Here is a 19,603-nt window from a genome sequence, read left to right as displayed (position 1 = left end):
TTGCCCAAATGCGCTTACCTTTGAGCTGGCTTGAAAGCGACCGCAATGATGATGCGCCCTATGATCGGACATTGTTGGTACTGATTTTCAGTTTGATGTCATTAGGCTTAGTGATGGTGGCATCGGCATCTATGCCCATTTCAGAAAGGATGTATGGTCAGCCATTTCATTTCCTGTTGCGTCATCTGGTGTATGTGGTGCTGAGTGTGGCTGCGCTGTTTGCCATCATTCGTATCCCGATGGAACGCTGGCAGCAGGCCAACATGATGTTGCTGCTGGTGGCTATCGTGCTGCTGGTGGCGGTTTTGATCGTGGGGCGTAAGGTGAACGGGAGCTCCCGTTGGCTTGCATTGGGGCCGATCACTATTCAAGCCGCAGAGCCAGCCAAACTGTTTTTCTTCTGCTACTTGGCGGGGTATTTGGTACGCCGCCGTGATGAGGTGCGGGAGAACCTTAAAGGCTTTATTAAACCTCTGGCAGTGTTCTTTGTTATTGCGGTATTGCTGTTGTTTGAACCGGATCTTGGCACCGTGGTGGTGATGTTTATGACCACGGTCGGCATGCTGTTTTTGGCGGGCGCTAAATTGTGGCAATTCTTCTCCTTAGCGCTGATGGGCATATTGGCCATCGGCGTACTGGCTGTGACGTCAGAGTATCGATTGCGCCGTATTACTTCATTTATGGATCCGTGGGCAGATCCGTTTGGTAGTGGTTATCAGCTCACCCAATCTTTGATGGCATTTGGGCGCGGCAGTTGGTTTGGTGAAGGCCTGGGTAACAGTATCCAAAAACTTGAATATTTGCCGGAAGCCCATACCGACTTCGTTATTGCTGTATTGGCAGAAGAGCTCGGCTTTGTTGGCGTAGCACTGGTACTTGGCCTGTTGTTGGCGTTAGTGGTGAAGGCGTTGCTGATTGGTCGTCAGGCATTGCATTTAGATCGTACCTTTGAGGGCTATTTTGCCTACGGCATTGCGATTTGGATGGCGTTTCAAGGTGCGGTCAATATTGGCGCGAGCTCGGGGCTTTTCCCGACCAAAGGACTGACTTTGCCACTGATCAGTTACGGCGGCAGTAGTTTGCTGACCTTAGCCGTGACTGTCGGGATTTTGGTGCGGATTGAGCATGAAGTCAGGATGGAACTGCGCCAAACCAAGCGCGTGCCGAACAAAGCCAAGCCGGCAAAAAAAGCAGATGCTGTCCCAGCGGAGGAAAGCTGATGGCTAGCCGACTCCTAATTATGGCTGGTGGCACTGGCGGTCACGTATTTCCAGCATTGGCTGTGGCTGACTACCTCGCAGCGAGGGGCTGGCAAATAAGCTGGTTGGGTACCCGTGGCCGTCTGGAAGAGCAATTAGTGCCGAAGTATGGATATGCCATCGATTATATCGATGTTCAGGGCGTGAGAGGCAATGGCCTCGTTCGGTTGCTGGCGGCGCCATTTAAGATCGGTAAAGCGATTTACCAAGCGCGCCGGGTAATAAAGCAACGCCAACCTGACGTGGTTTTGGGGATGGGCGGATACGCCAGCGGCCCGGGTGGCATCGCCGCGTGGCTCACTGGTAAGAAGTTGGTGGTGCATGAGCAGAATGCCGCCGCCGGAATGACCAATCGTTTGCTCGCCCGTTTCGCCAGCGATCTGCTCGTTGCTTTCAACGGTGCATTTCCTGGGATTGAGCAGGTGGTAGGCAACCCGGTGAGAGCTGCGTTTGCAGAGTTAGCCTCACCACGAGAGCGTAAAGCGGATATCACAAAGCGTCCAGTGCAGATAGTGGTCGTAGGTGGCAGTTTGGGAGCGCGAGTGCTGAATGAAGTAGTGCCAGCTGCTGTGGTTAATTTGGACCGTCCACTGGTGATCAAGCATCAGACAGGTAAGGGCCAGCATGCTGAAGTGTTAGAACGCTACCGTGCGGCAGCGCAGGCCCAAGTAGAGGTAAGCGAATTTATTGACGATATGGTTGCGACGTATGGTTGGGCTGATCTTGTGATCTGCCGCGCCGGAGCGCTGACGGTGTCAGAAATAGCCATGGCCGGTGTTGCCAGTATCTTTGTGCCTTTGCCCCATGCGGTTGATGACCATCAGACTAAAAACGCACAGTATTTGGTGGCGGCGAAGGCGGCCATTTTGATGCCGCAAAAAGAATTTGATGCAGTGAGTTTAAACGAGCAGTTAACTGCGTTGTTGGATAAACCGGAAGTGTTGGTTGAAATGGGTGAATCAGCAAAAAGTGCTGCCACGCCAAACGCGACCGCTGATGTGGCAAATATCATCAGCGAACGGGCTAGGAGACATTAGGCGATGGCAGTATTAAACGAACAACAGATTAGCCAGATTAGGCAATGGGTGCCGGAGATGCGTCGCGTTAGTCGCATCCATTTTGTTGGGATTGGCGGTGCCGGCATGGCTGGGATTGCCGAGGTATTGGTGAATGAGGGCTATAAAGTCACGGGGTCGGATATCGGCCTTAACCAATCAGCTCAACGACTAATTGGTTTGGGTGCTGAGGTGTTTATTGGCCATAACGCTGCACAGATCGACGGTGCCAGTGTGGTGGTTGTCTCTACGGCGATTGCGGCGGATAACCCAGAAGTATTGGCAGCTAATGCTGCGCGGATCCCCGTGGTAAGGCGCGCCGAAATGCTCGCGGAATTGATGCGTTATCGTCACGGCGTGGCGATAGCCGGTACCCACGGCAAGACGACCACTACCAGTTTGACCGCGACGTTGTTTGCCGAAGGGGGGCTTGACCCGACCTTTGTCATCGGAGGCCTGCTTAACAGTGCTGGAACCAATGCCAGGCTGGGCAGTAGCCGTTATCTGATCGCGGAAGCAGATGAGAGTGATGCGTCATTTCTCCATCTGCAACCTATGGTGGCGGTGATCACCAATATTGAAGCTGATCATATGGATACCTATGGCGGCGATTTCGAACAATTAAAAAGTACTTTTGTTGAGTTCTTACATAATTTGCCATTTTACGGACTAGCCGTACTTTGTATTGATGATGAGGTGGTACGCGAATTACTGCCTCGGGTTAGTCGTCATATCACAACATATGGGTTTAGTGACGACGCAGATGTGCGAGCCGTTGATTTTGTACAACGGGGCCATTGCTCTGAATTCACGGTTAACAGGAAAGGGCATAGCAGCTTACAAGTGACTCTGAATTTGCCAGGGCAACACAATGTGCTGAATGCGTTGGCGGCTATTGCTGTGGCGACCGAAGATGGTGTCGCTGACGACGCCATTGTTCGTGCACTTGGCGCGTTCGAAGGAATTGGCCGCCGTTTCGAGCACTATGGTGAGTTCGATACAGGCAATGGCAAAGCGATGCTCGTTGATGACTATGGTCACCATCCATCAGAAGTACAGATGACGATCAAGGCGGCTCGTGCTGGTTGGCCTGAACGGCGCTTGGTATTGGCATTTCAGCCTCATCGCTATACCCGGACGAGAGACCTTTACGAAGACTTTGCTGATGTGCTGTCGCAAGTCGACCTGTTGCTGTTGTTAGATGTTTATCCGGCAGGAGAGAAGCCGATCCCTGGAGCTGATGGACGTGCACTCTGTCGCTCAATTCGCCAGCGCGGCAATATCGATCCGGTGTTTGTGGCGACGCCGGAACAGCTTCCTGCACAACTTGGTGAGCTGCTGCAGGACGGTGATCTGGTGTTGACTCAGGGTGCAGGAAACGTTGGTGCCGTCGCCAAGCGTTTAGCAGAATTAAAGTTGGATATTGCCGCAATGAAGGCAACCGGGGAGGGCGGTGATGGCCTCTAAGCAGTTTGGAAAAGTGGCCGTGCTTTATGGCGGAACTTCGGCAGAGCGTGAGGTGTCGCTCAAGTCAGGTGAGGCCGTGCTAAAAGGCCTGCATGCTGCGGGAATTGATGCCCACGGTGTTGATCCAAAACATCAGCCAGTTAGCAGCTTACATAAGCATGGTTTCGACCAGGTGTTTATCGCTTTGCATGGGCGCGGTGGTGAAGATGGCACCATGCAGGGGTTGCTCGAGCTGTTGCAGCTGCCCTATACCGGCAGTGGTGTATTGGGTTCCGCATTGGCGATGGATAAAGTGAGAACCAAGCAGGTATGGCAGAGCTTGGGGCTACCGACGGCGGGCTACCGCGTTGCGATAAAAGATCAGTGCAGCCCTGAGCTGCTTGCGGCCTATCTTACTGAGTTGGGTGGGTGTGTCATGGTTAAGCCTGCCAACGAGGGATCCAGCATCGGCATGGCCAAGGTTGATACAGCAGATGCACTGACAGATGCAGTCGCTGCGGCTTTTGCGTACGACAACGAGGTTCTGTTGGAGCAGTATGTTGTTGGCAAAGAGTATACCGTGGCGATCCTGGAGGGTAGAGCGTTGCCAATGATCCGGATGGAGACGCCCAACACCTTTTATGATTATCAGGCGAAGTATCAGAGTGATACGACTCAGTACCATTGCCCTTGCGGTTTGGATGAGCAGTTTGAAGCTGAACTTGGGGAGATTGCGGTTCGGGCATTTGATGCGGTGGCGGCATCAGGCTGGGGTCGAGTTGATCTGATGATTGATGACGCCGGTGAAGTGTTTCTACTGGAAGTAAATACCGTACCGGGCATGACGGAAAAGAGCTTGGTGCCGATGGCAGCAAAGGCTGCAGGTATTGGCTTTCCCGAATTGACGTTGCGAATATTGCAAACGGCGGACTAAATGGCGATAGCTATGACGACAGAGCCAGAGATGACACCAGAACATGAGGCGACCAGTAAGCACTGGGGCGGCTTGGTGTTTTTTATTCTCACTCTGTTGGCGTTGGGCTATGGCATCTATCAATTGAGTGAGGCGGTGGCAGATCGTGAAGTGCTACCGATCGCGCAGCTTAAAATTATTGGTGAGCGGCGTTTTACCACCGATCAGGAGATCCGCGGTGCGCTCGAATCGGGTGCAGGGCTGGATTCGTTGATGATGCAAGATGTCGCCCATGTTCAGCGTCGCGTTGTGGAGTTGCCGTGGGTGGATGCTGTGCAGGTGAGAAAGTCTTGGCCCGATGGTTTGACGTTGTTTATTACCGAGCAGCAACCGTTGGCGCAATGGGATGAAGGTCGCTTGCTGAATCAACGGGGTGAGCTATTTACTGTGCCAGAGCCGGCTTTGGCGGAGCCTTTGCCTTTGTTGCAGGGGCCGGATGGTACCGAGCAACGGGTGTTGGATTATTTTAAGCGCTTCGATTCGTTGCTGGCTTACCACCAGCTCGAGTTGCTTGAGTTAACCATGAGTACACGACAGGCATGGAAACTGCTTTTAGCACCTAACCTGGAATTGCGTTTAGGGCGAGAAGATGAGATTGCTCGTTTACAAAGATTTATAGATCTCTATCAGGCATTGCCTGCAGAGGCGAAAAACAAAATCGCTTATGTCGATGCGCGTTACGACACAGGCATGGCGGTAGGTTGGCTTACCGAAAATGATACGGAATAGATGGCGAGTGTGTGGGAATGAGTAAAACCACCGATGCGAGATTGATTGTTGGCCTAGATATCGGCACGTCGAAAGTGACCGCCGTGGTAGGTGAAGTAATGGCCGATGGTGAAATAAGTGTCATCGGGCTGGGTAGTCATCAATCTCGGGGCATGGATAAGGGCGGTGTGAATGATCTTGATTCTGTCGCCCGCGCTGTGCAGCGAGCGTTAGATGAAGCTGAGCTGATGGCCGGATGCCAGATCGCTTCTGTGTTTCTGAGTATCAGTGGCCGCCATATCGAATGTCAGAATGAAAATGGCATGGTGTCAATTAATCAGGAAGAGGTGACACAAGAGGATGTCGATGCGGTGATCCATACCGCTAAGTCTGTGCCTATTTCCGATGAACGACGCATTTTACACGTGTTGCCACAGGAATTTGCTATCGACTGGCAGGAAGGGATAAAGAGCCCAATAGGTATGTCGGGCATGCGTTTGGAAGCCACGGTTCATATCATCACTTGTGCCAACGATATGGCAAAAAACATTGTGAAGTGTGTTGAACGATGTGGCTTGAAGGTCGATAAACTGATTTTCGCGGCGTTGGCATCCAGCTATTCGGTGTTGACCGATGACGAGAAAGAGCTGGGAGTCTGCCTGGTAGATATTGGTGGCGGTACCATGGATATCTCGGTGTTTACCGCCGGCGCGCTCCGCCATACCGCGGTGATCCCTGTGGCTGGGAATCAGGTCACCAGCGATATCGCTAAGATCTTTAGAACGCCACTGTCCCATGCCGAAGAGATCAAAGTGCAGTATGCCTGTGCGCTGCGCCAGTTAGTGAGTTTGGAAGACAGTATTGAAGTACCCAGTGTGGGGGGGCGACCGTCTCGTACTATGAGCCGTCACACATTGGCTGAAGTTGTAGAGCCCCGTTACCACGAGTTGTTTGATTTGGTAAAGGAAGAGTTGAAGCGCAGTGGTATGGAAGACCAGATTGCTGCGGGGGTCGTATTGACCGGAGGTACAGCGAAGATGGAGGGAACTGTCGAGTTTGCTGAGGATGTGTTTCAGATGCCCGTGCGGCTAGGAACACCGCTCGAAATTAAGGGATTAACAGATTATGTAGATGACCCGGTATATGCCACTGCTGTTGGCTTGTTGCATTACGGCAAAGATGATTTGCTGGGACAACGCCGGGAAAAGCGCGCAAGCGAAGGTGTTTCAGGCCTGTGGTCGCGAGTGCATAGTTGGTTTAAGGGTGAGTTTTAAAACGTTCTGGGTGAGAACAAAATAAATCGGAGATCGCATCATGTTTGAGTTCATGGAAAGTCATAGTAATGACGCTGTTATTAAGGTCGTAGGTGTTGGGGGCGGTGGCGGTAATGCTATCCAGCATATGGTTGAAAACACCATTGAAGGCGTAGATTTTTACGCTGCCAATACAGACGCGCAAGCGTTGCGCAGCAATGCGGCTGAGCACAAAATTCAGCTTGGTGGCGCGATCACTAAAGGTTTGGGTGCAGGTGCCAATCCTGAAGTTGGTCGTCAGTCAGCACTGGAAGATCGTGAAAATATCAAGAAAGCCCTTGAAGGCGCTGACATGATCTTTGTTGCCGCGGGCATGGGTGGTGGTACCGGTACTGGCGCTGCACCAGTAGTGGCTGAAGTCGCGCGTGAGATGGGGATCCTTACCGTCGCCGTGGTGACTAAGCCGTTTCCATTTGAAGGCAAGAAGCGCATGGAATATGCCGATGCTGGTATTGAAGCGTTGCGTGACCATGTTGACTCGTTGATCACTATCCCTAATGACAAGTTAATGAAGGTACTTGGGCCGCGTACCAGTCTGTTGGATGCTTTTAAAGCTGCCAACGATGTATTGAATGGTGCCGTACAAGGGATCGCCGAGTTGATCACCCGCCCAGGCTTGATTAACGTCGATTTTGCCGATGTCAAAACCGTGATGTCAGAAATGGGTACCGCTATGATGGGTACCGGTATTGCGTCCGGTGAAGATCGTGCAGAAGAAGCTGCTGAAGCGGCAATCTCTAGCCCGCTGCTCGAAGATGTTGATTTGGCGGGGGCACGCGGTATTCTGGTAAATATCACTGCTGGCCTAGATATCAGTATCGAAGAGTTTGAAACTGTCGGTAATGCGGTTAAAGGCTTTGCCTCTGAAAACGCCACAGTGGTTGTTGGTGCTGTTATTGACCCAGAGATGAGTGAAGAGCTGCGTGTGACCGTTGTTGCTACCGGTATCGGTGCGGAGCGTAAGCCGGATATCACTTTAGTGAGCCGTCCGACACCAGCAGTGGAACCTGTCAGCAAGCCTGCACCGACCATTGAACCTCTGTCTGCAAACATGGTCTCAGATCAGGTGATGCCAGAGAAAAAGGTTGTAAATGGCCCAGCCACAGGCGGTCAGGGAGAGTTGGATTACTTAGATATTCCAGCCTTCTTACGCAAGCAGGCAGACTAGGATTAGAGTAAAAGCTTGAAATTTAGTCAGCATATCGATAAAATATGCGGCCATTTTAAGCGGCTGTTCTATACTTTGAAGGATAGCTATAGCGGGTAACTGTATGATCAGACAGCGAACTCTAAAACAGAGTGTCAGTTCTACTGGTGTTGGTTTGCACTCAGGTAACAAAGTCTCACTGACTTTGCGCCCTGCGCCTGTGAACACCGGCGTGATATTTCGTCGTGTTGACCTTGACCCAGTAGTAGACATTCCAGCAGACCCAGCCTTGGTGCGAGACACCATGCTGTGTACCTGCTTGATCACGGATGATGGCGTTAAACTTTCTACCGTAGAGCATTTATGTTCAGCGTTGGCAGGTCTCGGCATTGATAACGTGATTGTCGAAGTGGATGCGCCGGAAATTCCGATCATGGACGGCAGTGCCAGCCCTTTCGTATATCTGCTGCAAACAGCGGGTATCGAAGAGCAAGGTGCAGCGAAGAAGTTTATCCGTATTAAGCAGACGGTACGTGTGGAAGATGGCGATAAGTGGGCCGAGTTCTCACCCCATAATGGCTTCCGCGTGAATTTTGCCATCGACTTCGAACACCCGGCGATTGACGGTGAGAAGCAGCGTTTGTCTATGGACTTAAGCGCATGCTCATTTGCCAAAGAGATCAGTCGGGCTCGTACCTTCGGATTCATGAAGGATATTGAGTACCTACGAGCCAATAATCTTGCTCTGGGTGGTAGCTTTGAAAATGCTATCGTGCTTGACGAATATCGGATCCTGAATGAAGACGGTCTGCGCTATGACGATGAGTTCGTGAAACATAAGATCCTTGATGCGATCGGCGATCTCTTCCTTGGCGGCTATTCCATCATTGGTGAAGTGACAGCATATAAATCAGGCCATGCGCTTAACAACATGTTGATACAAGCGTTGTTGAAGCAGCAGGAGGCGTGGGAGTTTGTGACTTTCGAAGACACAGAAGAAGCGCCTGTATCATATATGATGCCAAGTTTAGCCTGACAAATCAGTGAGTTAATATTAAAACCAGCCGAAAGGCTGGTTTTGTTGTTTTAGCCGCATAGTTTTTGGCGAAAGCTATTTTTCGCGATTGGCTAACTTGAGTAATTGTTTTTTTAGCTCTGCTGGTGCGTGATCGGCGAGCGCGCGCAACTGTTCGGCTGTTGATGGTGAGATCATTCTCGATTGGCCCGTAACTTGCGTTCTTTTAGGAACTATCGACTTGTTTGGCACTATTTGCACATTGATGGTGCTAAGCCCCGGCAGATGTTGCTTGCGTAACTGGCTGAGCAACATACTTTGGGCAAAACGCAGTCGTTGAGCCCACCCGGCAGAGGGAACGGTAAGTACAAGAATGCCTTCACGATAATTGGCAACAGTGACTTGTTTGCTAATTAGCTCAGGCAGCAAGGCTCTCACAGCTTGGTTTATTTGAGTGATTTGTTGTGCGCCGTGTTGAAGTTTCGCCAGCGCACCTGTGTTAAGGTTTATCAGCTGTGCCAGCTCTTTGGGGCGTTTAGGGCGCATCACAATAAAGGTACCTGCCTAGTTACCAATGGTTTATCGGGCATTTGCCGAGTTACAAGGTATAGATAGAAGTAGTCGTTATGAGTGTATCAGTATCCTTAAAAACGCGAAATCGCGAGTACCACTTAAATCTAGGTGCCTGGCACATAGGTGGATTTTTTGTGGCTGTCGTGTTGCTTGCTGCCACGTTTGTGAGCACCCAGCTTAACCAGCTGGACCCAATCCGTTTGAAAGTTGCTGAAAAGCGTATCGAAAACGAGTCTCAAGTTGTGCAATTGGATGAGTTGCGTCAAGCGACCGCTCGTCAGTTGCAACAGTTAGCTGGTCGTGTCGGGCTATTACAAGCTCATACCCAACGCTTGGAAGCGCTGGGTAGCCGATTGACCGATCTTCATGAGTTGGATTCAACTGAGTTTGATTTTGCGGCGGAGCCCCCTGTTGGTGGTCCAATCAATATTGATACTGCGGATGAGGTGATTGAGCCTGGAGAGCAGCTCGGGGAGCTGTTGGCCAAAATCGATGAACTCTCATCTCAGTTAAATAATCGTACTCGTCAGCTTGCACTACTTGAAAATCTATTACTGAATCACCAGATCTCTGACGAGAGCTATGTTTCTGGTCGCCCAATCAGCGATGGATGGTTATCATCGTATTTTGGCACACGTACCGATCCGTTCACCCGTAAACCAGCCCACCATAAAGGGATCGATTTCGCGGGCAAAGAGGGCGGTGAGGTTGTTGCGACGGGTGCTGGCATTGTCACATGGTCTGCACATCGTGGGGGTTATGGTGAGCTGGTTGAGATCAATCATGGCGCGGGATTGTCCACGCGTTATGGTCACAATCAGACACTGCTAGTGAATGTGGGTGATGTGGTGACCAAAGGGCAAGTGATTGCTCGCATGGGCAGCACAGGACGCTCTACAGGGCCTCACGTGCACTATGAAGTACTCAAACATGGTCGTCAGATAGACCCGATAAAATACGTCTATCGAAAGGCTAAGTAATTAGAATAATAATGCGCTAGTCATGGTTGCTAGGCTGCCATGGCTTTTTATTTTATTAGGGATAACCCGGCGTCGCCTTCTGGTTTGAACGCTATAACTATTAGTAATCACACCCATGTTCGTAAAAGCACTTACCAAATTATTCGGTAGCCGGAATGAGCGCGTGCTCAAGCGTTATCGCAAAGTTGTTAATCAAATCAATGCCCTTGAAGCAGATGTCGAAGCACTATCTGACGACGCCCTGAAGGCGAAAACAGAAGAATATCGTCAACGTCTCGCTGATGGTGCAACGTTAGAACAGTTGTTGCCGGAAGCGTTTGCAACGGTTCGAGAAGCCAGCCGCCGGGTATTTGGTATGCGCCATTTCGACGTTCAGCTGATCGGTGGCATGGTGTTACACGAAGGCAAAATTGCTGAGATGCGCACCGGTGAAGGTAAAACGCTGACTGCCACGTTGCCTGCTTATCTGCATGCACTTACCGGCAACGGTGTGCACGTAATTACGGTAAACGATTATCTGGCTCGCCGTGATGGAGACTGGAATCGTCCGTTGTTTGAGTTTTTGGGGATGACCGTTGGTTGTAACCTGTCACAGATGGATAGTGCCGCTAAGCGTGAGGCGTATGCTTCGGACGTGACTTACGGTACCAATAACGAATTTGGTTTTGACTATCTTCGCGACAACATGGCCTTCGCACCTGACGATCGTGTTCAGCACGGTTTGAATTTTGCGGTTGTCGATGAGGTGGATTCAATCCTTATCGATGAAGCGCGTACGCCGTTGATTATTTCCGGTGTTGCAGAAGATAGCTCGGAAATGTACCGTCAGATCAACAAGTTGATTCCGCTGCTAGAAAAAGCCCCTGAGGATGACAGTGAAGAAGCTCGTGCCGTAGGTGATTACACGGTAGATGAGAAGGGTAAGCAAGTTTTCCTGACCGAACAGGGCCAGGAACGCGTTGAAGAGTTATTGAAAGAGAAAGGTCTGCTGGCAGAGGATGACTCGCTTTATTCGGCGGGCAACATCTCATTGATGCATCACATTAATGCTGGGTTGCGTGCCAGTGTGCTGTTCCATCGCGACGTTGATTACATCGTTCAGGACGGCGAAGTGGTGATTGTTGATGAGCACACCGGTCGAACCATGCCGGGTCGCCGTTGGTCTGAAGGTCTGCATCAAGCGGTAGAAGCAAAAGAGGGCGTGGATATTCGTAATGAGAACCAGACGCTGGCCTCGATTACGTTCCAGAACTTCTTCCGTATGTACAACACGCTATCGGGTATGACGGGTACGGCTGATACTGAGGCCTTTGAATTCCAGAGCATTTACGGCTTAGAAACCATCGTTATTCCGACCAACTTACCTATGGTGCGTGATGATCGCCCTGATCTGGTTTACCTGACTGCTGGTGAGAAATTTGACGCCATCATTGAAGATATTCAGGACTGTGTGAAGCGTGGTCAGCCAGTATTGGTGGGTACCGTCTCTATTGAGATCTCTGAGTATCTTTCTGGCTTATTAAACAAGGCCAAGATTAAGCATCAGGTGCTTAATGCCAAGTTCCATGAGAAAGAAGCGCAGATCGTTGCCGATGCGGGCCTACCGGGTGCCGTCACCATTGCGACCAACATGGCAGGCCGTGGTACCGATATCGTACTTGGGGGCAACTGGCAGTCGCAGATCGATAGTTTAGATCAGCCCACTGAAGCGCAAGTTTCAGATATTAAAGCTGCATGGCTGAAGGTACACGAAGAGGTGCTGACTGCAGGCGGTCTGCATATCATTGGCACCGAGCGCCATGAGTCGCGCCGTATCGATAATCAGCTACGAGGCCGTTCAGGCCGTCAGGGTGATGCTGGCTCAAGCCGTTTCTACTTGTCGATGGAAGATAGCCTGATGCGTATCTTTGCTTCGGACCGGGTTGCCGGTTTGATGAAGAAGTTGGGTATGGAACATGGTGAAGCGATTGAACATCCATGGGTCACCCGTGCGATTGAAAATGCACAACGTAAAGTTGAAGGGCGTAACTTCGACATTCGTAAACAGCTTCTCGAGTTTGATGATGTCTCAAATGATCAGCGTAAGGTGGTTTACGAGCAACGTAACGAACTACTTGACGAGGGTGATGTTAAAGAGACTATTGATGCGATCCGTGAAAGTGTCGTTGATGGTGTGATTAGTGAGTATATCCCGCCACAATCTCTGGAAGAGATGTGGGATGTACCTGGCTTAAGCGAACGCTTGAAAGCGGACTTTGCCATCGAACTGCCGCTGCAGCAGTGGCTGGATGAAGATGACAAACTACATGAAGATTCGCTGCGTGAGCGGATCATGAGTTCCATTGTTGAAGCTTGTGACAAGAAAGAAGAGATGGTGGGTGTTGATGTTTTACGCCACTTCGAAAAAGCTATCATGTTGCAAAGCCTGGATAGTCATTGGAAAGAACACCTGGCGAACATGGATCATCTGCGTCAAGGGATCCATCTGCGCAGCTATGCGCAAAAGAATCCGAAGCAGGAGTACAAGCGTGAAGCGTTCGAGCTGTTCTCTAACATGCTGGAAGCGCTGAAAGGCGACGTTGTCTCCATCATCAGTAAGGTGCAGGTGCGTGCTCAGGAAGATGTTGATGCCGTTGAAGCCAAGCGTCGAGAGAATGAAGAGAAGGCACGTCGTAGCTATCAGCATGCCCAGGCGGGAGCGATTGCTGAAGATCAGAACGCCGCAGCAGACGGACAGCATGGTACGTTTATTCGCGAAGACAAGAAGGTCGGCCGTAACGAGCCTTGTCCGTGCGGATCAGGTAAAAAGTATAAACAGTGCCACGGCAAGTTGAGCTAAATAGGCTTTCTGCAAGGAACTGAATAGAAACGGCGGCTTATCCCGCCGTTTTTTATATCTGGGATTTGTCAGCAATATATCAATGACGCTAGACGAGCACCGCCAGAACAAATCGAGAGCGATATGAAAACGATAGAGATAGCAGTTGGTATCGCTATTCGCGAAACCGATAGTATGGAGGTGCTCGTGGCGCAACGGCTACAGGGCAGCCATTTAGCTGGGAGCTGGGAGTTTCCCGGGGGAAAAATAGATTCTGGAGAATCACCCGAAAGCGCATTAGTTCGTGAATTTTCTGAGGAGCTGGCGGTTAAGCCGACACATTTTGAGCTGTTTACCCAGATTAATCATCGTTATCCGGAGCGTGAGGTTTCATTAAGCTTCTATCTGGTCACTCAGCTTGATGGTGAGCCGGTGGGAGCAGAAGGGCAACGCATAGCTTGGGTCAATATGGTTGAACTGGCAGAGCTGGATGTACCAGCAGCCAATCAACCTATTATTGAAAAGTTACAGGCTTATCTTGGGCGGGATTAACTCTCTCTTACCAGTAAAATGAGCTTAAACTGCGTAAAGCGGGTTCAACTTTCATCGCTGCTGTCTAAACCTACTGTTCACCTTTGCCATGAAGCAGCTTGGCCGCTAACGCTTCTATCTGTTCCTCGCTCATGGCATCAACATCCTGAAGCAGATCAGCCATAGGGTTGTCTTCTTTGGCTGCAATTTTGTGTTCTTCATCAGCCCATTGTCCGAGATCTATCAATTGACAGCGTTTACTGCAAAAGGGGCGGTACTTGCTTTCGTTGCCCCAAATGACTGCTTTGGCGCAGTTAGGGCAATCGACAACTATTGGTTGCTTCGACATCTATAGATGGTCCTAGGTGTTAGCAGGCCGCGACCTGAAAGTTAACATCTTGCTCCAGCGCCCGCTGGTTTTCATCATCGAGTTGATGAAAGCGGATCGTATATCTTAGGCGGTTACCACTGACCGTAGGGTAACAATGGAGATCCTGCGGCAATTGAATTCTGACCATTTGCACATCTTCTGCGCTGGCTTGATAAAACCCACAGCGGGCGATGGTGGCCGCTAAATTGGTCTTCTCTCGTATCAACTGGAGGTTGAGCGCGATCCCTCGGCTAAGTAGAGACAATTGCCTTAACCATTCTGCCATCTGTTGGCTGCGCGTGCCCTGAGGCTGGTGCAGCCAAAGATGTAGTTGCGGTAAGTCGAAACAGCAGTGTCCACCGGGGATTGCGAAGCGTTGTCGTAACGCTGCTAGGAATTTATCCTCTCGCAGTGACTGACCTAGTCGTGGCTCGGCGCGTAAACCTGTGATCAGCTGTTGTAGTTCACCTTTTAGCTGTTGCAAGGCATGCTGATCTACGCCCGGGGTGCCTTCCCATCGTTCGAGGCCGATCTGTTGTTTCTCCAGGTCTTTAATTAGCTCCTGCCGTAAGTCGCCGCGTTCCAGTAGTTCGAGCAGTTCAAATACGGCGCGAAAGAATCCCAGGCAGGCGCTACTGGTCTCGGCACCAGCGTCTCGCATCTGATGGACCAGATACTCCACTCTGAGTTGGCTGCGGATCTTTTCGTTGAGGGGGTATTCAAACAGCAAGGCTGCGTCCTGCAGATAAGGGTTATGGGATAATGATAGCGCGTCACAACGTATTTTTTAATCGTCTTGTGACTATTTAGTGTTGGCTAAGCTTCAAGTAGCGTTGGTGTAGCGTGGAAACATCTCTCTTTACCTCAGAAAGCGGGCGGCTGTTATCGATTACGTCATCAGCAACGGCAAGACGTTGTTGCCGTGACGCCTGGGAAGCGAGGACCTGCTCTATTTGCGTTATAGATTGCCGATCACGAGAAGCGGCGCGAAGCTTTTGTTGTTCGACGGGGAGATCAATGACCAGCACTCGGTCTGCTTGTTGGTATAGCTTGTTTTCGACCAATAGTGGCACAACCCAAAGCACATAAGGTGATGAAGCAGCCTTTAACTGGACTTGCATCTCTTGGCTTATCAATGGGTGGAGTAGCTGGTTTAGCCACTGGCGCTGTTGTTCATTGTTAAAAACAGCAGCGCGCAGTGCCGCACGATCTAAACTGCCATCAGCGAGGATGACATTATCACCGAAATAATCTTGGATCTGTTGCAGTGCCTGGCTGTCGGGGGCAACAACATCTCTGGCGACGAGATCAGCATCGACAACATCAATACCCAGTCTTTGAAATTCAGCGGCAACGGTACTTTTACCGCTGCCGATACCGCCTGTTAAGCCGACGACGAACATGCTCTGACTAGAGTCTCATCAGGTACCACTGGGTGATCTGTTCGCCCCAGAGTAGAGCGATAAAGCCAGCGATAGCTAAGTAAGGGCCAAACGGCATTGGCTGCGCTTTGTCTCGGCCTTGCACCATGATCATAGTGATACCCAAAACGGCACCAACACCAGCGGAGAGTAATATAATCAGCGGCAGTTGTTGCCAACCTAACCAAGCGCCGAGTCCAGCCAGTAGTTTGAAATCACCATAACCCATCCCCTCTTTGCCTGTTAGCAGCTTAAAGCCCCAATAGACGCTCCACAATGCTAAGTAACCGGCAACTGCACCAACCACTGCATCGTTTAGAGAAACAAAGGTGCCATCCAGATTAAACAGTAAACCTAACCATAACAGTGGATAGGTCAATTGGTCCGGCAGAAGCATTTTATCGATGTCGATAAAAATCATCGGTAGCAGTAACCATAAGAACAGCAGTGCACCGATCCCTTCGGCAGTAAAACTAAACTGCCAGGCGACATAGCCGCTTAATACGCCGGTGAGTAGCTCTATGGCAGGGTAACGTTTGGAAATAGCCGCTTTACATTGGCTGCACTTGCCTCTTAACAGCAACAACCAGCTAACGACAGGAATATTCTCTAGCGCTGTGATTTGATGACCACAGTGCGGACAAGCAGAACGAGGCACGACTAGATTATAAGGGGTAGGTAGCTTATCAATATCGTTATCAGGCAATGTCGCTTCCGGATAGCTTTCGCGGATATCACGGCGCCACTGTCGCTCCATCAGCAGCGGCATACGGTGGATAACAACATTGAGGAAACTGCCGATGAGCAGACCCATAACGGCAACCAGCAGCCAATAGGCTGCTGGGTATAGTTCAAATAACAAGATAAATTCTTTAAGCATGATTTATACAACAGCGCCCATGCCAAAAATAGGTAGGTACATGGCCACAATAAGTCCGCCTACAAGCGTACCTAACACCACCATGATTAAGGGTTCAAGCAGAGAGGTTAAACCATCGACAGCGTCGTCCACTTCCATTTCATAGATGTTGGCGATTTTTGCCAGCATCCCATCCAAGGCTCCCGATTCCTCACCAATCATCACCATCTGAGTGACCATATCAGGGAAGATGCCGGTCATGCGCATGGCGACATTCATCTGCATGCCGGTCTGTACCTCTTTCTGGATCGACATAATGGCACGACGATAAACAGCATTACCAGAGGCGCCTGCAGCAGACTCCAGCGCACTGATCAGCGGCACACCAGCAGCAAAGGTGGTCGATAGAGTGCGAGCAAAACGAGCAATTGCGGCTTTGTGGAGAATTGAGCCAATGATGGGGAGTTTGACGATAGTTTCATCGGTCTTATCTCGAACGCTTTGGTACTTCCCATGGGCTTGCTTGAATGCATATCCGGCAACAATTATGCCGCCGAGGATTATGTACCAATAGGCCTGCATAAATTCGGAAATACCGATAACCATCAGTGTAAATGCTGGTAGTTCAGCGCCAAAACCGTCAAAGATATCTTTAAACTGTGGCACAACAAAGATCAGCAAAATACTGGTAACGATAAGTGCGACAACGAGTACTGCTGCAGGATAGAACATCGCCTTCTTTATTTTAGATTTAAGTGCTTCAGCTTTCTCTTTGTAGGTGGCAATACGGTCATAAATAGTATCCAGAGCCCCCGACTGTTCACCGGCATCGACCAAGTCGCAATAGAGATCATCAAAGTATTTTGGATATTGCTTTAAACATTCGGAAAAAGGTCGACCGGCCTGAAGTTCCACTAAAATCCCTGTTAGTAGAGACTGCATTGCTTGCTTTTCATGGCCTTTTGCGATCATCTCGATAGATTGCACAAGTGGAACGCCTGCAGAAAGCATGGTGGCGATCTGCCTAGTGATCACCGCTATATCGCTTGCTTTGACTGAACCGCCGCTAGATCCAAATAATGATTTGGGCTTCTTCTTTACCTTTGATGGCGTGACCCCCTGGCTACGAAGCTGAACTTTGATGTCCGTAGGGCTAGCGCCGCGCAATTCGCCGGAAACTTTGTCGCCTTTCTTATTAACTCCGTGCCAGACGTACAGCTCGGATACCGGTCCTTTGTTTTTCTTTGTTTTACTTGCTGCAGCTACAGCCATAACTAACTCTCTCTTATATATCCGTTGGCTATATAATTAATAGGTATTGTTAGATTTAGAAGGAAGTGATCCTTTCAACTTCTGAAATACTGAGTAACCCTGCCATCACTTTCTTTAGGGCTGATTTACGCAGATCATCGACCCCTTCTGTTTCCGCTTGTTTGGCGATATCCAGTGAGTTGCCATCCTCCATGATTATTTTGGCAATGGCATCACTGATTTTCATCACTTCATAAACACCTACTCGCCCTTTATACCCACCGGTACACTTGTCGCAACCTACAGGCTTGTAAACTGTGAAGTCTTGGGCGATCTGGTCGTCGTTAAAGCCCAATTCCTTCAGTGCCTTTGGTGAAATTTCCTCTGGGGCTTTGCATTCACCACAGAGCTTTCGTCCCAAACGTTGGGCGATAATCAGGGAGATTGAGCTGGCGACGTTAAACGAAGGCACACCCATATTGAGTAAGCGCGTTAAAGTTTCAGGTGCTGAGTTCGTATGCAAAGTTGATAGAACTAAGTGGCCGGTTTGTGCTGCTTTAATGGCGATTTCTGCAGTTTCCAAGTCTCGGATCTCACCGACCATCACCACGTCGGGATCTTGACGAAGAAATGAACGTAAGGCGCTGGAGAAGGTTAACCCTGCTTTGGGATTCATATGTACTTGATTGACCCCAGTTAAGTTAATTTCTACCGGGTCTTCTGCTGTGGCGATATTTCGTTCAGGTGTATTCAGGATATTCAAGCCAGTATACAAGGACACGGTCTTACCCGAACCTGTTGGCCCGGTGACTAGGATCATCCCTTGCGGTTGACCTAATGCCGCCATATACATCTCTTTTTGATCGGCTTCGTACCCAAGCACATCAATGCCTAGCATGGCACTGGAACTATCTAAAATACGGAGTACTACTTTTTCTCCCCAAATCGTCGGCAGTGTCGATACACGAAAATCGATTGACTTATTGCGAGATAACCGCAGTTTAATCCGCCCATCTTGAGGTACCCGGCGTTCCGCAATGTCCAGCTTAGACATCACCTTTAAGCGAGCAGATAAGCGACCAGATAAGGAGACGGGTGGTGAAGATATTTCGTGCAAAATACCATCTATACGAAAGCGTACCCGGTACGATTTTTCATAGGGTTCAAAGTGCAGATCCGATGCGCCTTTACGGATCGCATCCATCAACAGCTTGTTAATATAGACAACGATGGGTGCGTCATCTTTCTCTTCGCCAACCAAGCCCTCTTCATCTTTACGCTCAGTATCGGCGACTTCCATACTGCCGAAGTCACCGTCGCCCATCTCACCCATATCCAGGTTGGCGATATCCCCTTCGATAATCGTTTCGATAATAGGGGCGAGTTGGGCAATATTGGCAAGCAGCGCTTCAGTACGAATACCTGTGCTGAACTGAAAATCTTCTAGCGCAGCTAGATTGGTCGGGTCGGCGAGGGCAATAAAAAGGCGATTACCGCGCACCTCAAAGGGGATGGCATGATGCTGAGCGATTAGTTTTTCGTTAACGTATTCTTCAGGCAGTGTTTTGTGGTCATAGTCACTCAGGTCACAGGTGGGAATACCGTAGCTATCCGCCAGAACTTCGAGTGCTTTGGAGCCGTCAATCTTACTTTTTTCATGCAGATAATGAATAAAGGATTGCTTGTTCTCGGCAGCGAGTAGCGCTTGATTTTTTGCATCAGCTTCTTCGATCAACCCTTTTCGGGCAAGCAGTGAGGCGAGTGAACTGTTGGCGTTATAAGACATAAAGCGACATAAAAATGGTTAAGTTGCATTAACTTATCATTTTACTGCGATGAGTGTGCGAATTGAATGAGAAAACTAAGGTCGAGGTAACAAAAAAG

The 19,603-nt window shown here is 49.9% G+C and carries 18 protein-coding genes; 11 read left to right on the top strand and 7 right to left on the bottom strand.

Annotation, left to right across the window (positions count from 1 at the left end; all coding sequences use genetic code 11):
- Positions 1–8 precede the first annotated feature (8 nt).
- The 8 genes from ftsW to lpxC all read left to right on the top strand — a co-directional run bounded on the left by ftsW (position 9) and on the right by lpxC (position 8,937).
- Positions 9–1,220, top strand: coding sequence for a cell division protein FtsW (gene ftsW, locus EXY25_RS13085; protein WP_246019560.1), 1,212 nt, complete (start codon positions 9–11; stop codon positions 1,218–1,220).
- A complete protein-coding gene (gene murG, locus EXY25_RS13080) occupies positions 1,220–2,296 on the top strand; it encodes an undecaprenyldiphospho-muramoylpentapeptide beta-N-acetylglucosaminyltransferase (RefSeq protein WP_130567115.1) in 1,077 nt (358 codons plus the stop codon). Before ftsW ends, murG begins: the two co-directional genes overlap by 1 nt.
- Positions 2,297–2,299: 3 nt before the next feature.
- Positions 2,300–3,781, top strand: coding sequence for a UDP-N-acetylmuramate--L-alanine ligase (gene murC, locus EXY25_RS13075; protein ID WP_130567114.1), 1,482 nt, complete (start codon positions 2,300–2,302; stop codon positions 3,779–3,781).
- The gene (locus EXY25_RS13070) at positions 3,771–4,694 is read left to right on the top strand and encodes a D-alanine--D-alanine ligase (protein ID WP_114338173.1); all 924 of its coding nucleotides are present in this window, start codon (positions 3,771–3,773) and stop codon (positions 4,692–4,694) included. The genes murC and EXY25_RS13070 overlap by 11 nt, the downstream gene beginning before the upstream one ends.
- Positions 4,695–5,462, top strand: coding sequence for a cell division protein FtsQ/DivIB (locus EXY25_RS13065; protein WP_130567113.1), 768 nt, complete (start codon positions 4,695–4,697; stop codon positions 5,460–5,462).
- Positions 5,463–5,479: 17 nt separating this feature from the next.
- Positions 5,480–6,715 (top strand): cell division protein FtsA, encoded by a 1,236-nt coding sequence (gene ftsA, locus EXY25_RS13060; RefSeq protein ID WP_114338175.1) that lies wholly within the window; start codon positions 5,480–5,482, stop codon positions 6,713–6,715.
- A gap of 40 nt (positions 6,716–6,755) precedes the next feature.
- The gene (gene ftsZ / locus EXY25_RS13055; RefSeq protein WP_114338176.1) at positions 6,756–7,922 is read left to right on the top strand and encodes a cell division protein FtsZ; all 1,167 of its coding nucleotides are present in this window, start codon (positions 6,756–6,758) and stop codon (positions 7,920–7,922) included.
- Between the two features lie 103 nt (positions 7,923–8,025).
- A complete protein-coding gene (gene lpxC, locus EXY25_RS13050; protein WP_114338177.1) occupies positions 8,026–8,937 on the top strand; it encodes a UDP-3-O-acyl-N-acetylglucosamine deacetylase in 912 nt (303 codons plus the stop codon).
- Between the two features lie 75 nt (positions 8,938–9,012).
- Here lpxC and EXY25_RS13045 read toward each other — a convergent pair whose 3' ends face one another.
- On the bottom strand, positions 9,013–9,462 hold the full coding sequence (locus tag EXY25_RS13045) for a DUF721 domain-containing protein (protein ID WP_240695179.1): 450 nt from the start codon (positions 9,460–9,462) through the stop codon (positions 9,013–9,015).
- A gap of 80 nt (positions 9,463–9,542) precedes the next feature.
- Between EXY25_RS13045 and EXY25_RS13040 the strand changes: the two genes are divergently transcribed.
- The 3 genes from EXY25_RS13040 (at position 9,543) to mutT (ending at position 13,839) form a co-directional block, all read left to right on the top strand.
- Entirely contained in the window at positions 9,543–10,469 is a 927-nt protein-coding gene (locus EXY25_RS13040) for a M23 family metallopeptidase (RefSeq protein WP_130567111.1), read from the top strand.
- A 115-nt stretch (positions 10,470–10,584) separates the two neighbouring features.
- Positions 10,585–13,308, top strand: a complete 2,724-nt coding sequence (secA, locus tag EXY25_RS13035; protein WP_130567110.1) for a preprotein translocase subunit SecA — start codon at positions 10,585–10,587, stop codon at positions 13,306–13,308.
- 123 nt (positions 13,309–13,431) lie between these two features.
- Positions 13,432–13,839 carry an 8-oxo-dGTP diphosphatase MutT gene (gene mutT / locus EXY25_RS13030; RefSeq protein WP_130567109.1) on the top strand — a complete coding sequence of 136 codons (408 nt, stop codon included), beginning with the start codon at positions 13,432–13,434 and terminating at the stop codon, positions 13,837–13,839.
- Between the two features lie 70 nt (positions 13,840–13,909).
- On the opposite strand, the gene yacG is transcribed toward mutT, so the two are convergent.
- The 6 genes from yacG to pilB form a co-directional block, all read right to left on the bottom strand.
- Positions 13,910–14,167, bottom strand: a complete 258-nt coding sequence (yacG, locus tag EXY25_RS13025; protein ID WP_130567108.1) for a DNA gyrase inhibitor YacG — start codon at positions 14,165–14,167, stop codon at positions 13,910–13,912.
- A 19-nt stretch (positions 14,168–14,186) separates the two neighbouring features.
- The gene (gene zapD, locus EXY25_RS13020; RefSeq protein WP_165419360.1) at positions 14,187–14,918 is read right to left on the bottom strand and encodes a cell division protein ZapD; all 732 of its coding nucleotides are present in this window, start codon (positions 14,916–14,918) and stop codon (positions 14,187–14,189) included.
- 76 nt (positions 14,919–14,994) lie between these two features.
- Positions 14,995–15,591: a dephospho-CoA kinase gene (gene coaE, locus EXY25_RS13015; protein WP_130567106.1), complete on the bottom strand. Its 597-nt coding sequence runs from the start codon at positions 15,589–15,591 to the stop codon at positions 14,995–14,997.
- A gap of 7 nt (positions 15,592–15,598) precedes the next feature.
- Positions 15,599–16,489 (bottom strand): prepilin peptidase, encoded by an 891-nt coding sequence (locus EXY25_RS13010; protein ID WP_130567105.1) that lies wholly within the window; start codon positions 16,487–16,489, stop codon positions 15,599–15,601.
- A 3-nt stretch (positions 16,490–16,492) separates the two neighbouring features.
- Positions 16,493–17,740: a type II secretion system F family protein gene (locus EXY25_RS13005; RefSeq protein WP_130567104.1), complete on the bottom strand. Its 1,248-nt coding sequence runs from the start codon at positions 17,738–17,740 to the stop codon at positions 16,493–16,495.
- A gap of 55 nt (positions 17,741–17,795) precedes the next feature.
- The gene (pilB, locus tag EXY25_RS13000; protein WP_130567103.1) at positions 17,796–19,505 is read right to left on the bottom strand and encodes a type IV-A pilus assembly ATPase PilB; all 1,710 of its coding nucleotides are present in this window, start codon (positions 19,503–19,505) and stop codon (positions 17,796–17,798) included.
- Positions 19,506–19,603: the final 98 nt, after the last annotated feature.

The organism is Corallincola spongiicola (assembly GCF_004284785.1).
Lineage (GTDB): Bacteria > Pseudomonadota > Gammaproteobacteria > Enterobacterales > Neiellaceae > Corallincola > Corallincola holothuriorum.
This window is presented reverse-complemented; position numbering and strand designations above follow the sequence as displayed.

Bases quoted from the DNA above. Each gene is read 5' to 3' on its own strand.
- ftsW (WP_246019560.1), top strand. From the start codon at position 9: ATGCGCTTACCTTTGAGCTGGCTTGAAAGCGACCGCAATGATGATGCG.
- murG (WP_130567115.1), top strand. From the start codon at position 1,220: ATGGCTAGCCGACTCCTAATTATGGCTGGTGGCACTGGCGGTCACGTA.
- murC (WP_130567114.1), top strand. From the start codon at position 2,300: ATGGCAGTATTAAACGAACAACAGATTAGCCAGATTAGGCAATGGGTG.
- EXY25_RS13070 (WP_114338173.1), top strand. From the start codon at position 3,771: ATGGCCTCTAAGCAGTTTGGAAAAGTGGCCGTGCTTTATGGCGGAACT.
- EXY25_RS13065 (WP_130567113.1), top strand. From the start codon at position 4,695: ATGGCGATAGCTATGACGACAGAGCCAGAGATGACACCAGAACATGAG.
- ftsA (WP_114338175.1), top strand. From the start codon at position 5,480: ATGAGTAAAACCACCGATGCGAGATTGATTGTTGGCCTAGATATCGGC.
- ftsZ (WP_114338176.1), top strand. From the start codon at position 6,756: ATGTTTGAGTTCATGGAAAGTCATAGTAATGACGCTGTTATTAAGGTC.
- lpxC (WP_114338177.1), top strand. From the start codon at position 8,026: ATGATCAGACAGCGAACTCTAAAACAGAGTGTCAGTTCTACTGGTGTT.
- EXY25_RS13045 (WP_240695179.1), bottom strand. From the start codon at position 9,462: ATGCGCCCTAAACGCCCCAAAGAGCTGGCACAGCTGATAAACCTTAAC.
- EXY25_RS13040 (WP_130567111.1), top strand. From the start codon at position 9,543: ATGAGTGTATCAGTATCCTTAAAAACGCGAAATCGCGAGTACCACTTA.
- secA (WP_130567110.1), top strand. From the start codon at position 10,585: ATGTTCGTAAAAGCACTTACCAAATTATTCGGTAGCCGGAATGAGCGC.
- mutT (WP_130567109.1), top strand. From the start codon at position 13,432: ATGAAAACGATAGAGATAGCAGTTGGTATCGCTATTCGCGAAACCGAT.
- yacG (WP_130567108.1), bottom strand. From the start codon at position 14,167: ATGTCGAAGCAACCAATAGTTGTCGATTGCCCTAACTGCGCCAAAGCA.
- coaE (WP_130567106.1), bottom strand. From the start codon at position 15,591: ATGTTCGTCGTCGGCTTAACAGGCGGTATCGGCAGCGGTAAAAGTACC.
- EXY25_RS13010 (WP_130567105.1), bottom strand. From the start codon at position 16,489: ATGCTTAAAGAATTTATCTTGTTATTTGAACTATACCCAGCAGCCTAT.
- EXY25_RS13005 (WP_130567104.1), bottom strand. From the start codon at position 17,740: ATGGCTGTAGCTGCAGCAAGTAAAACAAAGAAAAACAAAGGACCGGTA.
- pilB (WP_130567103.1), bottom strand. From the start codon at position 19,505: ATGTCTTATAACGCCAACAGTTCACTCGCCTCACTGCTTGCCCGAAAA.